Below are 18,197 nucleotides of genomic sequence, written 5' to 3' on the forward strand. Positions count from 1 at the left end.
CAGGAAAATCTTTTTTCAGGGAAACCGGTCTGCCCTTGCTGTTTAAAAAGCAGTGCTTTGTAAGTCCCCGGCAGTGTACCATACCTGTTTTATCATCAACGATCTCATACTCCACTGTCATTTTGATCCCGTTATATTCCCGGATTTTCGTCTCTATTGTAACGCTCTCCCCAAAGTAAACCATCCGGCGATAGTCTGCCTCCACAGAAAGGACCGGACTTACGATCCCTCTCCTTTCCATCTCATCGTACCCCATCCCCATTTGTTCCATGAAATCTGTCCTTGCTTCTTCAAACCAACGGATATAATTGGAATGATGTACAACTCCCATCTGGTCTGTCTCATAATACTGTACTTTATGCCTGTAAGGCCTGATATTGTTCATTTTGCTCCGCCTTTCTCTCTTACCTTTCCCAGGATTTCACCTGCCCAGTCTGACTAAAATCTATTTGGAAGCCCCGCGTATACTCCCAAAGTCTGGATGCAGTCCTGACCAGCCGGCCTGAGCCATTGTTCCAATACGGTACATATCTTCTTTGCTGATCTCAAAACCAAATACATCCTGGTTCTGCTTCATTCTCTCTATTGTAGAGGATTTCGGAAGCGGAATAATTCCCCTTTGAAGGGCATAATGAATGCACAGCTGCGCCACAGAAACTCCGTAGGAATCAGCGATCTCCATCAGCATTTCATGATTAAGGAGCGCGCTTCTCCCTATGGGACTCCAGGCCTGAACCTGAATATTTTTTTCTTTGCAGTATTGAACCGTCATCTCCTGAGTATAGCCCGGATGAAATTCAATCTGATCTACAGCCGGCCTGATTTCGCAATTTTGAAGAAGATTCTCGATATGATGAGGCAGGAAATTGCTTACACCGATCGCTCTTACCCGGCCGCTCCGGTAAATTTCCTCCATTCCTCTCCAGGTCTCAATATCCAGTCTCTTCCAGTCTTTATAGCCTTCTTCCGGCAAGGGCCAATGGATGAGATACATATCAAGATAATCTGTCTCAAGTGTCTCCAGTGTCTTCTCAAAAGCCTTTTTTACATTTTCATATCCCATTTCTGTTTTCCAGGCTTTTGATGTAATAAAAAGCTCTTCTCGTTTTATGCCGCTGGCTTTGATTGCCTCGGCCAGATATCCTTCCGTTCCATAAAAAGATGCAGTATCAAAATATCGGTATCCAGCGTCAATGGCTGTCCTTATAATCTCCGCACTTTTACTGTCAGCCGCTTTGAATGTACCAAATCCGATACACGGATTTTCCACACCGTTATTCAACTGAAACGCATCATACATATCCTTCATCGCTTTTCTCTCCTTCCGGTCCTCTATAGTCTATCCCAAAATCCACATCTTCCACACTGCAAAAAACTCTCTTACTGCATAATTAAGAAGCAAGATCCTGCTGCACCCTGCCGGAATGCCGCATGTATTTTGATATCCAAGTTTCCTGGCGTATTGTCTTGCCCTGTAAATATGAAAATTATTGGTCACAATCCCCACCGGACAATTCATATCCGGAAGCATTGCTGCCGAAAACGCAAGGTTTTCTTTTGTCGTCGTTGACTGATCTTCCATTTCAATGCAGCTCTCTTTTATCCCATGCTGCTGAAGATACTTCTTCATTGCCTCTGCCTCAGTGACTGTTTCACCCGTACCTCGCCCCCCGGAAACAATGATCCGGGTCTTTGGAAATTTCTCTTTATACTGCATCGCTCTATCCAAACGTCTTTTTAACGAATTTGTAACTTGATCGCCCTCTATATGTGCGCCCAATACGATCAGGTAGTCGCACTTCTTTTCCTGTTTATTCAAAAGTTCCGAAAAAATTCTGATCTCTACAGCCAAAAAAATAAAAATGGCAACGAAAAAACCGAACCACACCACCGTTTCCAGCCATTCCGGAAGATATGCCGTCAGCAGACGGACAGCCAGACAGCCGATCCCGGCTGCCGCCCAGAAGCCTGCAAATGTAGAGGTCCACTTTCCCATTGCCAGACGTATTAATACAAAATACAACAGACAGAATATACCCAGTTCAGTCATTTTCTATCTTCCGCAGCACTTTTTATACTTCTTTCCGCTTCCGCATGGGCAAGGATCGTTTCGTCCCACTTTTTTGCCCTTGCGTATTGTACCGGATTCCTTCTGCTCTTTGTATAGTTTTTTCCGTTCTTCCTCTGAAAAAATTTCTTTCCACTGCGGCAGTTCATAAAGCCAGTCCGCCTTTGCAGCCACCATATTTTTATACAGAAGTTCTTTATCATATACAAGGTTTACTTCTGTATCCTCATCCATTGTCTCAATGGGATTCGGAACTTTCAGACTCTCATCAATGCCGTCCAGAAAACCTACCATTGTCATGACGCTCTGATGATATCTTTCAGCCAGCTCTTTTACTGTCCCTCTTACCTCTTCTTCCGGATTAGAAAGAAGCTGTTCGTAGATCTCCTTTTCAATCTGAAAATAGGATGCCCAGAATTGCTGAAGCTGTCCTCTGTCTGATTTTTCATTATAAGCAACTGCTCTCCACTGCTCTAATAATGTATTGCTCATATTCTATATACTCCTTTGTAAGTTATTCTGCACGAATTATTATATACCATTTTCCATTTTTTTCAAAGAGCCAGTATTTGATTTTTTCACTGTTTCCATATATAATATGAAACATCTGACAAACTTGCGGCAAAAGCTTCCTCTTGCTGCATAAAGAAAGGATTTCTGCTTATGAAAAAAATGAAACGTTTTCTTGCATTGTTCGGCGCTGTTTTGCTTTTCGCCTTATATGGAAGCACTTTATTTTTTGCTTTCACAGACCGCTCTGCTGCAATGGGAATGCTGAAAGCTTCCATTGCCTGTACGATCATTATCCCTGTCCTTCTTTATGCCTACACACTGGTATACAAAAATATCAGAGGCGATCACCAGAAGCCAGATGAGCTTTCCTATAAGGATGATACGGAACAGGATAATCAAACGTAAAGCTCTGCCCACATCCAGGCGGGGCTCTTTTCTGTTTTTCTCTGTTCTTTTTTGGATTCTTTTTCTTTTATTTTTTGTCTTCTGTCCAGATATTCCTCCAGGGATATGATTTCCTGGCTGCCGCTTTTTCTCATATCATGTCTCATGTTCATACCTCCGTTCTTTACTGACTTTCTTTTTATCCAAATCTTTCGGCTTTATTATTATATTTGCTATTTTCCGATGTTATGACTCTTTTTGTTTACAGATTCAAGTATAGCAGTTAAATATGTACAGTCTGTGGAAAATAGATAAAATAAAACTAAGGAATTTCTTAAAAAAAGCGGAAAAATTGTCATCTTTGACACTTTTTCCGCTTTTGTACGAACTATTTTTCAATTTTATTTGTTATATCCGCCCTTTAATTACCGATAAATAATATCATGACGCCCCGGTCCATTTGAGATCATTGTAATCGGGTATCCAATCTCCTTTTCTACGAACTCTATATAATTTCTGCAGTTTTCCGGAAGATCTTCATATTTTTTAATTCCACGGATATCGCACTTCCATCCCGGAAGCTTCTTTAATACAGGTTTTGCCTTTTCCAGAAGATGTGTAGTCGGGAAGTCTGTTGTCACTTCTCCGTCAATTTCATATCCCACGCACACAGGAATCTCATCCAGATATCCCAGAACATCCAGAACCGTGAAAGCCACATCTGTCGTTCCCTGCAGCCTGCAGCCATATTTGGAAGCAACACAGTCAAACCATCCCATACGTCTCGGACGTCCCGTGGTAGCTCCAAATTCACCTCCGTCACCTCCCCGGCGGCGAAGCTCATCTGCCTCTTCCCCGAAGATCTCACTAACAAAAGCTCCTGCCCCTACAGCGCTGGAATATGCTTTGCACACTGTGATGATCTTTTTAATCTCATATGGAGGGATTCCCGCTCCGATTGCACCGTATGCAGCAAGGGTGGAAGAAGAAGTGACCATCGGATAAATTCCGTGATCGGGATCCTTCAGAGAACCAAGCTGTCCCTCCAGAAGGATTTCTTTCCCTTCCTTCAGCGCATTATGAAGGAACAATGCCACATCACACACATATGGCTCTATCATTCTTTTATATTCTTGCAACTCATTATATAAATCAGCAGGATCTATCAATGGCTTATGGTAGAGATGCTCAAGCAGTACATTTTTCTGTTCCGCCACGCGTACTGTCTTTTCCTTCAGAAGCTCATCATCAAACAACTCGCTCACCTGGAAGCCGATTTTCGCATACTTATCTGAATAAAACGGCGCGATTCCGGACTTTGTAGAGCCAAAAGATTTGCCTCCCAGCCTTTCTTCCTCATAGGCATCAAAATTTTTGTGATAGGACATTACCATCTGCGCGCGGTCCGATACAAGGATCTTAGGCATAGGAACCCCCTTTTCCACAATGGACTGGATCTCCTCAAATAACCTCGGCACATCAAGGGCCACTCCATTTCCAATGATACTTGTTGTATGGCTGTAGAATACGCCGGAAGGCAGTGTATGAAGTGCGAATTTACCATAATCATTTATGATCGTGTGCCCTGCATTGGCTCCTCCCTGGAAACGGACAATAATATCCGCATTTTCTCCCAGCATATCGGTAATCTTCCCTTTACCTTCATCGCCCCAGTTGGCGCCTACTACTGCTTTTACCATATCAATTCCTCCTGTGTGTCATTTACATTACTATCCAATAGCTGCTCTTTAACAGCCATAAGCATTATACTATATTTTTTTCTTATTGTACATTATTATTTTTGCTAATCTATCTGATTTCCTTCTTCTACATAAGAGGAGCAAAAAGACGCAGCACCTGACCTGCCAGTTTGGTCAGCATTGTTCTCTTTCTTACATCCAACAGGCTGATTTTGTGGCATTTTGCCAGAGTCTGCTGAAAATCTCTTTCAATTTTATCGATAACTGAATTGTTATAAATAAATACACCGCATTCAAAGTGCAGATACAAGCTCCGATAGTCCAAGTTGATCGTTCCGACTGTTGCCGTATCGTCATCTGAGACAAAGACTTTCGCATGTACAAATCCCGGTGTATATTCATAGATCTGCACTCCTGCCCGGATCAATTCTCTGTAATAAGTTTTAGCCAATGCAAATGCGTACCATTTATCCGGTATATGCGGCATGATAATGATTACTTCGATTCCGCTCTTTGCAGTTCTTGTAAGCGCAGAGATCATCTCACTGTCCAATATAAGATAAGGCGTCATAATATGTACATATTTCTTTGCGTGATTCAATATATGGAAATAGACTTCTTCCCCTACGTTTTCGTTATCAAAAGGACTGTCCCCATAGGGGAGCACATATCCCAATTCCCTTCTCAGTCCGTCTTTTCTGGGCGTCAGATACCGCTGATACCTCTCCGGCCGCTTTTCATCGATGTTCCACAGCTGCAGAAACATCATTGTAAGGCTCTGCACTGCATCCCCTTTCAGCATAACCGCCGTATCCTTCCAGTGCCCGAATCTTTCTTTTCGATTGATATATTCATCACCCAAATTAATTCCGCCGGTAAAACCAACCTTTCCATCTATCACACAGATCTTTCTATGGTCTCGGTTATTCTGTACTGTGGACAAAAAAGGCTTGATAGGGTTCATCATCTTACACCTTATTCCTCTGCTTTCCAGCTCTGAAGGATAATCGTAGGGAAGCATGGAAATCGCGCAGGTGCCGTCATACATAAATCTGACTTCCACCCCTTCTCTTGCTTTCCGGGTGAGAACCTTCAAAATACTGTCCCACATATACCCTTTCTCCACAATAAAGTATTCCATAAAAATATATTTCCGGGCTTTTTCCAATTCCGGGATCATTGCACGGAACTTATCCTCACCCAGCGGGAAATAAGTGATTTCCGTATTACGATATACCGGAAATCCCAGGTGATGAGACAGATAATATGCAAGGTTGGCATTCGCCGGCTTGCTGGCTCTAAGGGCATCTACCACATCCATGTCCTGCAGCATATACGAATCCGTCTCAATCCGGAGCGTAGCCAGACGTTTCCCCATCCATCGTACTCCCCCCTGGGTTTTTACATATATATAGAAAAGCGTTCCCACTGCCGGTAATCCCACAATGCACAGCATCCATGTCATTTTAAAAGCTGGGTTATCTTCAGAATTAATGATGTAGATTACCACAATGACACTCAATACTGTCATCGTCCCGTGGATAAACATTGCATAGTTTTGCAGCAGATTCGTTGTAATGACAAATATTCCAAGCTGTATCAGGATCAGCAAAAGAATGAAACCCGTCCGGCTGAATATAATTCTTGACAAGCCTTTCTTTGCCTTTCCTGGTTCTTTGTGATCCATATGTACCTCCTTCTAAACACAACATATAGTGTAACATACTTTCAAGATCTCCACAACTCATCTACAGTGAATCCGAACTGTCTATACTCTTCCAAACAGAAGGTCCAAATTCAGTACAATATTTAACGCTCCCCCCTTCCTTTTTCTTTCGAAAAGTATTACAATATATCTTAACATATTTGCAAAGCAGAGAAAGGAGCCACATATATGTCTAAATGGTTAAAACGTTTATTAGGACTGGCCGCTGTAGGAAGCGCAATCGCCGGACTTATTTATTATCTGAAAAAGTCTTCTAAAGATACACCGGAAGAAGATTCTGATGACTTTGAAGACGATGACTTTGATCTTGATAATGATCTGAAACCTGTCACTGACCGTGAATATGTCCCCCTTGGCGGAACCCCGAAGGAAACGGAAGAAACAGCCGAAGAGGAAACGAAGGAAGAGGAAAGCAACTCTGAAGAGGAAGATTCTGAGGATTAAAAAATAACAGAGGATACAGCGGAATGTAATTTTGTTGTATCCTCTGCTATTTTTTATCAATTTTTCCAGATTTCCCCAAGGACAGCGCACGCCTCTTTAATCTTCTCTTCCGACATATTGGCATATCCAAGCAAAATCGTTGCTTCTTCCCTTTTCTCGTCCTCATCTACAATATAATCGGATAATCCGTATACTTTGATCCCTTCTTCCGCCGCCCGGAGAATCAACTCTGACTCTTCCCGGCCTCCCGGGAAATGCAAAAGAAGATGCACACCTGCATTTTCTCCGGATATCCGGCATTGTCCTGCCAATGGCCGAAGTCCCAGGATCAACTGGTCATGGCGGCTTTTATAGAGCGCCCTTGTCTTATTCAGATGACGCTCATAATAGCCTTCCTCAATAAATCGGCATACGATCAGCTGATCTACTTTGGAAACAGTGGAGCTTAAAAACCGGCACTTTTGCTGGTAGGCTTCACAAAGCTCCGGTGGAAGCACCATATAGCTTAAACGGATAGCCGGAGCAATCGACTTTGAAAATGTGCCGAGATACACTACTTTTCCATGGGCATCATAGCCCTGAAGGGCCGGGATCGGTTTCCCTTTATAACGAAATTCACTGTCATAATCATCTTCTACAATATAGCGTCCTTCTTCCTCCTCCGCCCATTTCAAAAGCTCCATTCTTCTGCCTATAGGCATTACGATCCCTGTGGGATACTGATGGGACGGCGTAACATATGCAATATCTGCCCCTGATTTTCTAAGAGGATCTATCTTCATTCCCATCCCGTCCATAGGAACAGGCATCACTTTATACTCCTGACTTTGAAACAATCTGTAAGCCTTCTTATAAGTGGGGTTCTCTACTGCGATCACATGATCTCTTCCGATAATGGTGCAAAAAAGCATCATGAGATAATCGCTTCCGGCTCCCACGATAACCTGTTCCGGGGTACAGTTCACTCCTCTTGCCTGATACAGATACCGGCAGATCACACTCCGAAACTCATACTCACCTCTTGGATCTCCCAGCCGGAACAGTTCCGTGCGGTCATCGGATAAAATCTCTCTTGATAGCTTCCGCCAGGTATTATAGGGAAAACTTTTCAAATCCACTCCATTGGGAGTAAAATCATACTTGATTTTCTTTTCCCCGTTTATTTCCATTTGTTCCCTGGACTCCTCTTTTTTCTCCAGAAAAGAATCCTTTTTTCTTTCCGCCTCCAAATGATACAGCTCGTCCACCTGCGCTACAAAAAAACCTCTGTAAGGCACTGATTCAATATATCCCTCGGATAAAAGCTGTTCATAGGCAAGTTCCACCGTGCTTCTGCTGACCTCCAGGTAAGAGGAGAGCGCTCTTGTAGACGGAAGCTTCTCCTTGCACAGGATCCTTCCGGCTCTGATCTCATCTTTAATATAAGTGTAAATCTGCTCATAAAGAGGCTCTTTATCTGACGGTCGTAAATTAATCGTTAATTCATGCATGGTTCCTTCTTTATTTCGGTAATTTAAATGAACTCTTCAGCGAAACGATCCTGTTAAACACCAGTGCATCCGGAGCGGAATCTTTGGCGTCAATGCAGAAATATCCGTTCCGTACAAACTGGAAACTGTCATACGCCCCACATCCGTCAAAGCTCGGTTCCACATAGCAGTTCCTTCGAATTTCCAGAGAATTAGGATTCAGATTCAAAGAACCATCTTCCTTATTATAGACGCCCTTTTCTTCATCAACCAGATTCTCGTACAGCCGAACCTCTGCTTTCTGTGCATGGCTGGCCGGCACCCAGTGGATCGTTCCTTTTACCTTCCGTCCGGTAAATCCTGTCCCTGCCTTTGTCTCCGGATCATATGTCACATGCACTACTGTTACATTTCCCTGTTCATCTGTTTCATATCCTACACATTTCACAAAATAAGCATGCATCAGGCGCACTTCATTTCCCGGAAACAGACGGAAATATTTCTTCGGCGGCTCGATCATAAAGTCGTCCCGTTCGATGAACAGCTCCCGTCCAAAAGGAACCTTTCGCGTCCCCAGGTCTTCATTTTCCAGGTTGTTGGCAACATCCAGATATTCCACCTGGTCTTCCGGATAATTGTCGATCACCAGTTTTATGGGATCCAGCACCGCCATCATACGCGGACGCTTCATTTTCAAGTCCTCCCGGATACAGTATTCCAGCATCGCGTAATCCACAGAGCTCTGGCTCTTGGAAACACCGCACATATCCACAAACATTTTAATGGATTCCGGTGTAAATCCGCGGCGGCGAAGGGCCGCAATAGAAACAAGGCGCGGGTCATCCCATCCATCCACAATACCATCCTGCACCAGCTTCTTAATGTAACGTTTTCCTGTCACAACATTTGTCAGATACAGCTTGGCAAACTCGATCTGACGCGGAGCCGGATCAAACTCACATTCTCTTACCACCCAGTCATACAGCGGTCTGTGATCTTCAAATTCCAGTGTACAGATGGAGTGGGTAATCTTTTCCACCGCATCCTCAATAGGGTGAGCGAAATCATACATCGGATAAATACACCATTTATCTCCTGTATTGTGATGGGACATATGCGCCACACGGTAAATAATAGGATCTCTCATATTGATATTAGGCGAGGACATATCAATTTTTGCACGAAGAACTCTTTTTCCATCTTCCACCCGGCCGTTTTTCATCTCTTCAAAAAGCGCTAAATTTTCTTCCACAGAACGCTCTCTGTAAGGACTGTTTTTCCCCGGTTCTGTCAACGTTCCGCGGTACTCCCTGATTTCTTCGGGGCTTAAGTCACAGACATAAGCTTTTCCTTTTTTGATCAGTTTTACTGCACATTCATACATAATATCAAAATAGTCGGATGCATAGTACAGATGATCACCAAAGTCAGCCCCCAGCCATTCCACATCTTTTTTGATGGATTCCACAAATTCCATATCTTCTTTTGTAGGATTTGTGTCATCAAACCTTAAATGAAATGTTCCATTATATTTTTTTGCAAGTCCATAATTTAAAAGAATTGATTTTGCATGCCCAATATGAAGATAACCGTTTGGTTCCGGCGGAAACCGGGTGCAAACATTCTGATAAACACCTTCTGCCAGATCTTTATCTATTTCCTGTTCAATAAAATTTTTAGAAACCACTTCTTCTCCCATGGCAACCTCCTGCTAACTATAATCTAATCATGGCTTTTATCTTATCATACTTCCAAAAAATCGACAATAGAATTATTTTCAAAAACCATTGACAAACCACCTTGCATATTGTATATTAATCACGTTGCATAAAAAATATGTGCTGCCTTGGCTCAGTCGGTAGAGCGTCGCCTTGGTAAGGCGGAGGTCGGCGGTTCAAGTCCGCTAGGCAGCTTGAAAAGAACTCCTGAATATCAGGAGTTCTTTTTTACTATCATCTCAACGATTCTGTGATTTTCCACCTTCAGCACATCAATCTGCAGCTCTTCTGTTTCACATGAAAAACATTCCCCGTCTTCCGGTATACGGTCAATGACGCCGCACACGAATCCGCCAAATGTGTCATAATCATCTTCTGCAATTTCTATTTTTAATTCCTCTTCCACATCCTCTACATCGGCGCTTCCCTGGATCTTCCACTGATTTTCACCGATTTTCACAATATCTTCCGGTTCCTCTGCTTCATCCTGCTCATAAAGATCGCCTACCAGGGACTCTATCAGATCATGAAGGGTAATAATGCCGCTGACGCCGCCGTACTCATCTACAAGTACCGCAAAATATACTCTCTTTTCTCTCATCTTCTGGAAAAGCGTGTTTGCCTTCATGGTTTCCGGCACGAAGAATGGTTTTTCCAGTGTATGATGAATCACATTTTCCCTGCTCTTATCTTCCAGCCGGAAATAATCCTTTGTATCGAGGATTCCCACGATATCTTCCTGGTTTTCTTTGCACACCGGATAATGGGTATGTCTTGTAGCATGTATTCTGGCTTCCCATTCACTCACATCTTCATCCAGATAAAGTGTTTCCATATCCACCCGATGCGTGCAGATCTGCTCAATAGAAATGTCGTCAAATTCAAAGACATTTCTTATCATTTCACTTTCTTCTTCATCAATATTCCCCTGATCTTTTCCTTCCACAAGAAGCATACGGATTTCTTCTTCCGTCACCTGTTCCTCCTCTTCTTCCGGATTAATTCCCATTAGTTTTAAAATCCCATTGGTTGATCCGGTAAGCAGAAACACAAGGGGCGCAAACACTTTGGAAACTCCGTAGAGGAGCCCGGAAAGAGCCAGTGCCAGCTGCTCTGATTTTTTCATGGCAATCCTTTTGGGAACAAGTTCACCGAATACCAGATTAAAGTAGGCAAGTACAAGAGTAATCAGCACAAGTGAGACTGATTTGATGACGTTTTCCGGTATTTCCACCCCAAGTCCTACAATCCATTTTGCCAAAGGTCCCGAAAAACTTTCCGCCGCAAAAGCACTTCCCAGAAGTCCCGCCAGAGTGATCGCCACCTGTATTGTAGCCAGAAAACGGGCAGGCTGTTCCGTCAGTGTATACAAATGGCGGGCTTTCTTATTCCCTTCTTCCGCCATAACTCTAAGCTTTGTCTCATTCATGGAAATTACTGCAATTTCAGCACTTGCAAATGTAGCGTTTAATAAAATCAGCACAATCTGCAGTACAATTGGTCCTATCATTTTTATATTTTCCTCCTAATCTCAAGCACAAATATCGCTGTAAAAACCGCAGAAGGGTATAACCCGCACAGGCTTTTCTATATACAGACCTGTGCAGGCTATACCCTTATCTATTCATAATGTTCTACATGGATTTTTTTTCTGATTTCTACCTGAGTATTTTTTTCCTGTTCAGTGTCGCTTTCTCCACTGTCATCCATGTATTTGATCACACCTTTCTTTTCTGATATCCTGAATGCTCACTTTATACAGCTTTCAGATGAATAATAAGATATCACAGCAAAAACTTTCTGTCAATCCTCTTCTTTCAAAAGAATCTTTTCTGTTTTTGCTTTGATTCTCTGAATGGCATTATCTACTGTCTTCGGACTTTTATCCAGCAGCTCCGCAATTGTCCGGTAATCCGTCCCAAGAAGGTGGAGATACAATACACGTTTCTCCAGATCACTTAGATTTTCTCCCAACTCTTTTTCCAACCTCCGGGCATTTTCTTTACTCAAAAACGCCTGCTCCGGATTACTTTCCTTCCCGGCCTCTATTGTATCAAGAAGATTGGTATTCTCCTCGTCGTTTTCATTTTCGTAGAGAGACACATAGGAATTAAGAGGAATATGCTTTTTCCGGCGGGACGCCTCGATCGCACTGTAAAGCTGCCTTGTCACACACAGTTTAGCAAAACTGTAAAAGGACGACTCCTGATCTGCATCGTAATTCTGAACCGCTTTAAAAAGGCCGATCATCCCTTCCTGGATAAGGTCGTCACTCTCTCCCCCAAGAAGATACATTGCCTTGGCCTCCTTGCGGACCATTCCTTTATATTTTTCCATCAGATAATCTATGATGGCTCTGTCGCCGCCTCGCAGCCGACGAATCAGCTGCTCGTCGGTCATCGTCTCATATCTTGACATATAATCCCTCCGGCAGCCTTACGTTACACACTCATGCGCTGCCTCACAATCTCATAAGCCAGTACTCCCGCCGCCACTGAGGCATTTAAAGAATCGATGTCTCCTTTCATGGGAATACTTGCTGTGAAATCACAGTGTTCCTTCACCAGGCGGCTGACCCCTTCTCCTTCATTTCCGATCACCAGCCCTATCGGCCCCTTCAAATCCAGATCATACATCTGTGTTCCGCCCATATCGGCACAGACAAACCACAGTCCTTTTTGCTTCAGCTCTTCCATTGTTTTCGCAAGGTTCGTCACCTTAGCTACCGGGGTATAATGAAGCGCCCCTGCAGATGTCCGGGCTACTGTCGCCGTCAGGCCCACGGCACGCCGTTTCGGTATGATAACACCGTGCGCACCTGCCAGGTTCGCTGTACGGATGATCGCACCCAGATTGTGGGGGTCTTCGATATTATCCAAAAGGATCAAAAAGGGAGGTTCCTTCCGGCTTTCAGCCAAAGCCAGCATATCCTCTACTTCTGAATATTTGTATGCTGCCGCATAAGCCACAACGCCCTGGTGCTTTCCCGTCTCCGAAAGCTGTGCAAGCCTCTCTTTGCTGACAAAATTAAGGATCGCATCTGTTTTTTTCGCTTCTCTTATGATCGTACGGATGGGACCATCCTGACATCCATCCAGCACATACAGCTTGTCAATCGTTTTGCCGGAGCGAAATGCCTCCAGCACCGCATTTCTCCCCTCGATCACTGTAAGATTGCTCTCCGCATTTTTTTCTTTCATTTCTACTCCTGTCTTTTTGCTTTTATATATTTATCCTTTGCCGAGTGAAACTCGCCCTTGCAAAATCTACAGATCCCGGAACTCCCGGGAGGCCATATCATCCAGACCGATCTTCACCAGCTCCAGCATTCGCTTCCACTCTTTTTTCAGGTAAAGATAGCCAAGCAAAGCTTCAAATCCTGTCGCCCGTCTGTAATCTGTCACGGACTGGTTCTTTGCAGGGGATACGCTTTTTGCATTTCTGCCCCTTTTGTAAATTCCGTGCTCTTCTTCTGTCAGATATTCCTGAATCTTCCGCATCATTCTGGACTGCGCCGATGCCTGAACATAAGAGCTGGTTCTTTTGTGAAGCTTCTGAACAGGCTGATTCCCCTCATTTATCATAAGGCTTTTTATGATCAGATCATATATCGCATCCCCGATATAGGCGAGAGTGAGGGGGGAATATTCCCGCACATCCACATCCCTCATCTCGAACATTTCTCTCATACAGGAATCAAATTCCCACTCGTTACGATCTTCTAAGCTCTTTTCCATTTTACCCCTTCCCTGGTATCTTCCAGAATAATTCCTTTCCCGGCCAATTCATCACGAATCTGATCAGCTCTTGCAAAATCCTTTGCTTTTCGCGCTGCCTGACGCTCTTCGATCAATGCCTCAATATCTTCATCCAGAATTTCTTCTTTCTTATTAACGATCAGTCCCATCACATCTGTCAGTTTCTGAAGAACGGATAACAGCTTCTCTGTATATTCTCTGGAACTGTTTCCATCCGCTGTCGTATTGCAGTATTTTACCAGATCAAAAATAGATGCAATTGCGTCTGCTGTATTGAAATCATCATCCATAGCAGCTTCAAAGGCTTTCACAAAATCTTCTGTCTTTTCCAGATCTGCCTTCTCTTTTTCAGTCATATCTTCTGTCTTGGCATTTCCGGACAGGAATTTCAGATTTTCCGCTGCATTTACAATTCGCTCCAGACCGTTTCTGGAAGCTTCCATCAGCTCTGCGCTGAAATTCAGCGGACTTCTGTAATGTGCACTCAGCATAAAGAAACGAAGGATCTGAAGATCATACTGCTCGCTGATTTCCCGAACCGTACGGAAATTTCCCAGAGATTTGCTCATCTTGTGGTTGTCAATATTTAAAAACGCATTGTGCATCCAATATTTTGCAAATGTTTTTCCGTTTGCCGCCTCACTCTGGGCAATCTCATTTTCGTGGTGAGGAAAGATCAAATCTTCTCCTCCTGCATGAATGTCTATTTCCTCCCCCAAATATTTTTTGGACATAACAGAGCACTCAATATGCCATCCCGGACGTCCGTCGCTCCACGGCGACTCCCAGGCCGGTTCTCCCTCTTTCTTCGGCTTCCACAATACGAAATCTAAAGGATCTTCCTTTTCATCCTCCCCGCTTACCAAAAGGGTCCGGTTGCCGGATCTTAAATCATCCAGATTTTTATGAGACAGCTTTCCATACTCTTCAAATTTTCTTGTACGGAAATATACTGTACCATTCTTTTCATAGGCATATCCTTTGTCAATAAGCTGCCGGATCATCTCCACCATCCCGCAGATTTCCTCTGTGGCGAGAGGATTTTTGGTGGCAGGTTTAATGTTCATCCCTTCCATATCCTTTTTGCACTCTTCGATGTAACGCTTGGAAATCTCATCTGCGGAAACATGCTCCTCAATTGCCTTGTTGATAATCTTGTCATCTACATCTGTGAAATTGGATACATAATTCACATCATAGCCCTTGTACTCAAAATATCTTCTTACTGTGTCAAATACGATCATGGGCCTTGCATTTCCAATGTGGATAAAATTGTACACTGTAGGTCCGCACACGTACATTTTTACCTTTCCTTCCTCCACCGGAACAAATTCTTCCTTTCTCCTTGTCATTGTATTAAAGATTTTCATGATTTTCCTCCTTGTCTTCCCCGGCTTCATCCGGCCGGATTTCTATTGAATTATCACGCACGCAGCGCATGTGTTTCTCCAGTTCCTTCACCTTTTTCTGAAGGCGGATATTATCTTTTTGCAGTTCCCTGATATCATTGCTGATAGGATCCGGCAAATGAACCTGATCCATGTCGGAACGGGGAATCTTCTGATCTCCCATCCGCACGACTCTTCCCGGAACTCCAACTACAGTACAGTTGGGCGGCACTTCCTTCAAGACCACTGATCCGGCACCGATCTTAGAATTTTCTCCAATAGTAAAAGATCCCAGAATCTTTGCACCGGCGCTCACCATTACATTATCCTTCAATGTAGGATGCCGTTTCCCTTTCTCTTTTCCGGTTCCTCCCAGGGTTACTCCCTGATACAAAGTCACATTGTTACCGATGATAGTTGTCTCCCCGATAATGACCCCTGTACCATGATCGATAAACAGCCCTTTCCCTATCCTGGCGCCGGGATGGATCTCGATCCCGGTCTTTCTGGCTGCCCTCTGGGAAACCCATCTTGCCAGAAAATAATGCTTTTTCCGGTAAAGGCGGTGTGCTACCCGATAGCTCAATATTACCTTAAAACTGGGATATAAAAAGACTTCCCAATTTGATTTTATTGCCGGATCTCTTTCCCTGATAACCTGTATTTCTTCTTTTACGTATGATATAAGTCCCATGCTCCACTCCTTGAATAAAAAACGTCCCTTACAGTATATCTGTAAGAGACGAATAAATCCGCGGTTCCACTCTTATAAAGAACAGGACGTCATATCCCATTCTCCGCTTTTGGCAGTTAACGCCTGCAAAACGTATCCGGCTACTCCTTGCTTTCGCCGGATCAACTCCCGGGGGCACTTCATATGGTCTCCCCTTGAGACTGCTTTCAGCCGGTGACATTCTCTCTCTTTCAGGTTTACTCCATATTACTTTTCCCGTTCCTCGTCTTTTCACTGTTGGTTATATACTATGTGAAAATTTTCCTTTTGTCAACCTCTGAAATCCTTTTATACAACCTCATTCAGAAAAATCCGGGACAAAGGTACGATTTTCTTCAGCTCATTTTTCATCCTGTCTGACATTTTTACGCCTTTTTCTTCTGCAATCTCCTCCACTGAGGCCGCTCCGAAGATCAGCCTTGCCAGGGCTCCGACCGTAAGCGTACCTTCGCTGTTCTCCTCTTTCCCCTCCATGAGCATAACACCGGAAGCTTCCGTGCCGGTAATAAGGAAACACCGGTTGTTCTCTTCGATCAGAGGGTCCGTCACATGAAAACAAACTGCTGTCAGATAGTTCAAATCGAGCAGAAGCAGCATCCTTCTGACGTCCACAAGCCGCACCATAATCTTGGGTCTTTCCTTGGGAATCTCCGAAACACGGGGGCAGCACCACAAAATCTCCCCGTCCTTTTCACCGATCATCAGACAGCCGCCGTCGCTTTCGTACTCTTTCATAAGACGGACATAATACTCTTCTTCCCGTTTTGCATAGACATCAAAATTTCCTTCCAGGGCAGCCGTTGCCATTCGGGCCATAGAAGCAGCGTCCTTAGGCACTGCCCGTCTCTCCCGGATATCTGCCTTCTTCTCTGACGGTTCCCAGTATTTTGTTGTCTGTTCATAAACCGTACGGAAATCGTGGGGGTAATAAATCTTTTCCGATGCCGGCATCAGATAGGTGAAGGGCTCTCCCTGGCGGTACATTGCCTGAAGAGACTCTTTTAAAAGCGCAGCCATATACCCCCTCTTCCGGTAAGGTTCCTGAGTTGCCACGGCCACAATATAATGCAGCTTTTCCTCTTTTTTGTTTACCATGACATCATAGGGATTCAGATGAATCATGGAACGAATTTCCCCATCTTCTGTCACTGCATAAATAATGTTATCTTTCGTCTTTTCTGTATAGTAATAATTTACAAAGCTTTCGCTGTCCTCTGAAAAAACCTCCTCATACAGGGATCTTGTAGCGGAATGCTCTGTCGGATCCAATTTTCTGATTTCCATAATCTTAAGCCTCCGCTTTTTAAACCTCTCGCGGGCATCCCTTACACCCGGCACACCCTTCTTCACCAACTGCATAGCTGTAATTTGCAATCGTTTCCAGGCAGGCAACAGCCTGTGCAGAGATTCCCTCTCCTGTTCCGGTGAAACCAAGACCTTCTTCTGTTGTCGCCTTAACATTCACCTGACTTTTATCTATACGGAGAACTCCGGCAATATTTTCCCGCATTTTCTCTATATAAGGAGCCATTTTCGGCTTTTGGGCGATAATTGTCGCATCGATATTACTGATAACGTACACTTCTTGTTCTATCAATTCTCCAACTTTTGCAAGAAGTTTCATGCTGGAAGCTCCTTTATATGCATCATCCGTATCCGGGAAATGTTTTCCGATATCTCCAAGAGCCGCCGCTCCCAGAAGCGCATCCATCACAGCATGAAGGAGCACATCGGCATCCGAATGTCCGAGAAGCCCCTTCTCGTATGGAATCTCCACGCCTCCAAGAATCAGTTTTCTTCCTTCCGTCAGCCTGTGAACATCATATCCCATTCCAATCCTCATAATCTACTCACCATCTCTACTTTCTTTCTCTTCTTTCTTTTCTATCTCCTGTACCTCTGTCTCCTCTTTTTCAGGCTGTGATTCAGTACTGTCTTGCTTTTTACGCAGCCCTTTTATACCCTGCACCGCAATATAAGCCCCAAACAAAACAAACAACACGCCTGCCGCTGAAAACATCATATAATTATCCGGCTTTTCTTTCATAACATTTACAAACAAACTGATTCCGTTATAGGCCAGGTAAACGCCTGCAACCAGCCAAAGTCCGTGTCTTGTCTTATCACTCATTTTTTCATCCTCCAGTTTTCATATGTACAAGTATATAATTTCCCGCACCAGCTTGTCAAACAAAAAAACAGACCCAGCACTAAGATTGTTCTTAATACCATGTCTGTTCAAATAGCGGGAACTGGATTCGAACCAGCGACACTACGGGTATGAACCGTATGCTCT

At 43.8% G+C, this 18,197-nt stretch carries 20 protein-coding genes, 1 tRNA gene and 1 other annotated feature; of the genes, 3 read left to right on the top strand and 18 right to left on the bottom strand.

The genetic code is table 11. The features are described 5' to 3' along the window. The 4 genes from WJ238_RS01760 to WJ238_RS01775 all read right to left on the bottom strand — a co-directional run. A partial coding sequence (locus WJ238_RS01760; protein ID WP_337605980.1) for an acyl-CoA thioesterase occupies nucleotides 1–385 on the bottom strand: 385 nt, incomplete at its 3' end. A gap of 60 nt (nucleotides 386–445) precedes the next feature. Continuing rightward, on the bottom strand, nucleotides 446–1,309 hold the full coding sequence (locus tag WJ238_RS01765; protein WP_230106431.1) for an aldo/keto reductase: 864 nt from the start codon (nucleotides 1,307–1,309) through the stop codon (nucleotides 446–448). A 30-nt stretch (nucleotides 1,310–1,339) separates the two neighbouring features. Further along, nucleotides 1,340–2,050 carry a YdcF family protein gene (locus WJ238_RS01770; RefSeq protein ID WP_337605981.1) on the bottom strand — a complete coding sequence of 237 codons (711 nt, stop codon included), beginning with the start codon at nucleotides 2,048–2,050 and terminating at the stop codon, nucleotides 1,340–1,342. Nucleotides 2,051–2,053: 3 nt separating this feature from the next. Further along, nucleotides 2,054–2,560: an SEC-C metal-binding domain-containing protein gene (locus WJ238_RS01775; RefSeq protein WP_230106433.1), complete on the bottom strand. Its 507-nt coding sequence runs from the start codon at nucleotides 2,558–2,560 to the stop codon at nucleotides 2,054–2,056. Nucleotides 2,561–2,731: 171 nt separating this feature from the next. Here WJ238_RS01775 and WJ238_RS01780 point away from each other — a divergent pair, with 171 nt between their 5' ends. Further along, the gene (locus WJ238_RS01780; protein WP_230106434.1) at nucleotides 2,732–2,986 is read left to right on the top strand and encodes a hypothetical protein; all 255 of its coding nucleotides are present in this window, start codon (nucleotides 2,732–2,734) and stop codon (nucleotides 2,984–2,986) included. Here the strand turns inward: WJ238_RS01780 and WJ238_RS01785 are convergent. The 3 genes from WJ238_RS01785 to cls all read right to left on the bottom strand — a co-directional run bounded on the left by WJ238_RS01785 (nucleotide 2,977) and on the right by cls (nucleotide 6,352). Then, on the bottom strand, nucleotides 2,977–3,132 hold the full coding sequence (locus WJ238_RS01785) for a hypothetical protein (protein WP_230106435.1): 156 nt from the start codon (nucleotides 3,130–3,132) through the stop codon (nucleotides 2,977–2,979). The two genes, WJ238_RS01780 and WJ238_RS01785, sit on opposite strands and share 10 nt — an antisense overlap. A 258-nt stretch (nucleotides 3,133–3,390) precedes the next feature. Then, a complete protein-coding gene (locus WJ238_RS01790) occupies nucleotides 3,391–4,665 on the bottom strand; it encodes an adenylosuccinate synthase (RefSeq protein ID WP_230106436.1) in 1,275 nt (424 codons plus the stop codon). 127 nt (nucleotides 4,666–4,792) lie between these two features. Next, entirely contained in the window at nucleotides 4,793–6,352 is a 1,560-nt protein-coding gene (gene cls, locus WJ238_RS01795) for a cardiolipin synthase (RefSeq protein ID WP_316266843.1), read from the bottom strand. 207 nt (nucleotides 6,353–6,559) lie between these two features. Here cls and WJ238_RS01800 point away from each other — a divergent pair, with 207 nt between their 5' ends. Further along, nucleotides 6,560–6,835 carry a hypothetical protein gene (locus WJ238_RS01800; protein WP_256193970.1) on the top strand — a complete coding sequence of 92 codons (276 nt, stop codon included), beginning with the start codon at nucleotides 6,560–6,562 and terminating at the stop codon, nucleotides 6,833–6,835. 56 nt (nucleotides 6,836–6,891) lie between these two features. On the opposite strand, the gene pdxR is transcribed toward WJ238_RS01800, so the two are convergent. Further along, nucleotides 6,892–8,325 (bottom strand): MocR-like pyridoxine biosynthesis transcription factor PdxR, encoded by a 1,434-nt coding sequence (gene pdxR, locus WJ238_RS01805; RefSeq protein ID WP_230106439.1) that lies wholly within the window; start codon nucleotides 8,323–8,325, stop codon nucleotides 6,892–6,894. Nucleotides 8,326–8,335: 10 nt separating this feature from the next. Next, nucleotides 8,336–10,003: a glutamine--tRNA ligase/YqeY domain fusion protein gene (locus WJ238_RS01810; RefSeq protein ID WP_256193967.1), complete on the bottom strand. Its 1,668-nt coding sequence runs from the start codon at nucleotides 10,001–10,003 to the stop codon at nucleotides 8,336–8,338. 141 nt (nucleotides 10,004–10,144) lie between these two features. Between WJ238_RS01810 and WJ238_RS01815 the strand changes: the two genes are divergently transcribed. After that, a tRNA-Thr gene (locus WJ238_RS01815) sits at nucleotides 10,145–10,217 on the top strand. 19 nt (nucleotides 10,218–10,236) lie between these two features. On the opposite strand, the gene WJ238_RS01820 is transcribed toward WJ238_RS01815, so the two are convergent. From WJ238_RS01820 to WJ238_RS01860, 9 genes are all read right to left on the bottom strand, one after another. Next, nucleotides 10,237–11,532 (bottom strand): hemolysin family protein, encoded by a 1,296-nt coding sequence (locus WJ238_RS01820; protein WP_230106441.1) that lies wholly within the window; start codon nucleotides 11,530–11,532, stop codon nucleotides 10,237–10,239. A 293-nt stretch (nucleotides 11,533–11,825) separates the two neighbouring features. Then, nucleotides 11,826–12,440: an RNA polymerase sporulation sigma factor SigH gene (sigH, locus tag WJ238_RS01825; RefSeq protein WP_230106442.1), complete on the bottom strand. Its 615-nt coding sequence runs from the start codon at nucleotides 12,438–12,440 to the stop codon at nucleotides 11,826–11,828. A 23-nt stretch (nucleotides 12,441–12,463) separates the two neighbouring features. Continuing rightward, nucleotides 12,464–13,222 (bottom strand): 23S rRNA (guanosine(2251)-2'-O)-methyltransferase RlmB, encoded by a 759-nt coding sequence (rlmB, locus tag WJ238_RS01830; protein ID WP_230106443.1) that lies wholly within the window; start codon nucleotides 13,220–13,222, stop codon nucleotides 12,464–12,466. A 66-nt stretch (nucleotides 13,223–13,288) separates the two neighbouring features. Continuing rightward, the gene (locus WJ238_RS01835; RefSeq protein WP_337605982.1) at nucleotides 13,289–13,759 is read right to left on the bottom strand and encodes a Mini-ribonuclease 3; all 471 of its coding nucleotides are present in this window, start codon (nucleotides 13,757–13,759) and stop codon (nucleotides 13,289–13,291) included. After that, nucleotides 13,744–15,150: a cysteine--tRNA ligase gene (gene cysS, locus WJ238_RS01840; RefSeq protein ID WP_337605983.1), complete on the bottom strand. Its 1,407-nt coding sequence runs from the start codon at nucleotides 15,148–15,150 to the stop codon at nucleotides 13,744–13,746. The genes WJ238_RS01835 and cysS overlap by 16 nt, the downstream gene beginning before the upstream one ends. Further along, a complete protein-coding gene (gene epsC / locus WJ238_RS01845; RefSeq protein ID WP_316266833.1) occupies nucleotides 15,137–15,862 on the bottom strand; it encodes a serine O-acetyltransferase EpsC in 726 nt (241 codons plus the stop codon). Before epsC ends, cysS begins: the two co-directional genes overlap by 14 nt. Before the next feature lie 41 nt (nucleotides 15,863–15,903). Next, nucleotides 15,904–16,134: a binding site (T-box leader), on the bottom strand. 55 nt (nucleotides 16,135–16,189) lie between these two features. After that, nucleotides 16,190–17,185: a GNAT family N-acetyltransferase gene (locus WJ238_RS01850; protein ID WP_316268651.1), complete on the bottom strand. Its 996-nt coding sequence runs from the start codon at nucleotides 17,183–17,185 to the stop codon at nucleotides 16,190–16,192. A 19-nt stretch (nucleotides 17,186–17,204) separates the two neighbouring features. Continuing rightward, a complete protein-coding gene (ispF, locus tag WJ238_RS01855; protein WP_316266829.1) occupies nucleotides 17,205–17,744 on the bottom strand; it encodes a 2-C-methyl-D-erythritol 2,4-cyclodiphosphate synthase in 540 nt (179 codons plus the stop codon). 3 nt (nucleotides 17,745–17,747) lie between these two features. Next, nucleotides 17,748–18,032, bottom strand: coding sequence for a hypothetical protein (locus tag WJ238_RS01860; RefSeq protein WP_337605984.1), 285 nt, complete (start codon nucleotides 18,030–18,032; stop codon nucleotides 17,748–17,750). Nucleotides 18,033–18,197: the final 165 nt, after the last annotated feature.

This window comes from Claveliimonas sp., assembly GCF_037273965.1.
Taxonomy (GTDB): Bacteria; Bacillota; Clostridia; order Lachnospirales; family Lachnospiraceae; genus Claveliimonas; species Claveliimonas bilis.

What these genes read in the sequence shown, in the direction of transcription:
- WJ238_RS01765 (WP_230106431.1), bottom strand. Translation starts at nt 1,309, where the DNA reads ATGAAGGATATGTATGATGCGTTTCAGTTGAATAACGGTGTGGAAAAT.
- WJ238_RS01810 (WP_256193967.1), bottom strand. Translation starts at nt 10,003, where the DNA reads ATGGGAGAAGAAGTGGTTTCTAAAAATTTTATTGAACAGGAAATAGAT.
- ispF (WP_316266829.1), bottom strand. Translation starts at nt 17,744, where the DNA reads ATGAGGATTGGAATGGGATATGATGTTCACAGGCTGACGGAAGGAAGA.
- epsC (WP_316266833.1), bottom strand. Translation starts at nt 15,862, where the DNA reads ATGGGACTTATATCATACGTAAAAGAAGAAATACAGGTTATCAGGGAA.
- sigH (WP_230106442.1), bottom strand. Translation starts at nt 12,440, where the DNA reads ATGTCAAGATATGAGACGATGACCGACGAGCAGCTGATTCGTCGGCTG.
- cysS (WP_337605983.1), bottom strand. Translation starts at nt 15,150, where the DNA reads ATGAAAATCTTTAATACAATGACAAGGAGAAAGGAAGAATTTGTTCCG.
- WJ238_RS01780 (WP_230106434.1), top strand. Translation starts at nt 2,732, where the DNA reads ATGAAAAAAATGAAACGTTTTCTTGCATTGTTCGGCGCTGTTTTGCTT.
- WJ238_RS01775 (WP_230106433.1), bottom strand. Translation starts at nt 2,560, where the DNA reads ATGAGCAATACATTATTAGAGCAGTGGAGAGCAGTTGCTTATAATGAA.
- WJ238_RS01785 (WP_230106435.1), bottom strand. Translation starts at nt 3,132, where the DNA reads ATGAGACATGATATGAGAAAAAGCGGCAGCCAGGAAATCATATCCCTG.
- WJ238_RS01820 (WP_230106441.1), bottom strand. Translation starts at nt 11,532, where the DNA reads ATGATAGGACCAATTGTACTGCAGATTGTGCTGATTTTATTAAACGCT.
- WJ238_RS01860 (WP_337605984.1), bottom strand. Translation starts at nt 18,032, where the DNA reads ATGAGTGATAAGACAAGACACGGACTTTGGCTGGTTGCAGGCGTTTAC.
- WJ238_RS01850 (WP_316268651.1), bottom strand. Translation starts at nt 17,185, where the DNA reads ATGGAAATCAGAAAATTGGATCCGACAGAGCATTCCGCTACAAGATCC.
- WJ238_RS01770 (WP_337605981.1), bottom strand. Translation starts at nt 2,050, where the DNA reads ATGACTGAACTGGGTATATTCTGTCTGTTGTATTTTGTATTAATACGT.
- WJ238_RS01800 (WP_256193970.1), top strand. Translation starts at nt 6,560, where the DNA reads ATGTCTAAATGGTTAAAACGTTTATTAGGACTGGCCGCTGTAGGAAGC.
- pdxR (WP_230106439.1), bottom strand. Translation starts at nt 8,325, where the DNA reads ATGCATGAATTAACGATTAATTTACGACCGTCAGATAAAGAGCCTCTT.
- cls (WP_316266843.1), bottom strand. Translation starts at nt 6,352, where the DNA reads ATGGATCACAAAGAACCAGGAAAGGCAAAGAAAGGCTTGTCAAGAATT.
- rlmB (WP_230106443.1), bottom strand. Translation starts at nt 13,222, where the DNA reads ATGAAAGAAAAAAATGCGGAGAGCAATCTTACAGTGATCGAGGGGAGA.
- WJ238_RS01790 (WP_230106436.1), bottom strand. Translation starts at nt 4,665, where the DNA reads ATGGTAAAAGCAGTAGTAGGCGCCAACTGGGGCGATGAAGGTAAAGGG.
- WJ238_RS01835 (WP_337605982.1), bottom strand. Translation starts at nt 13,759, where the DNA reads ATGGAAAAGAGCTTAGAAGATCGTAACGAGTGGGAATTTGATTCCTGT.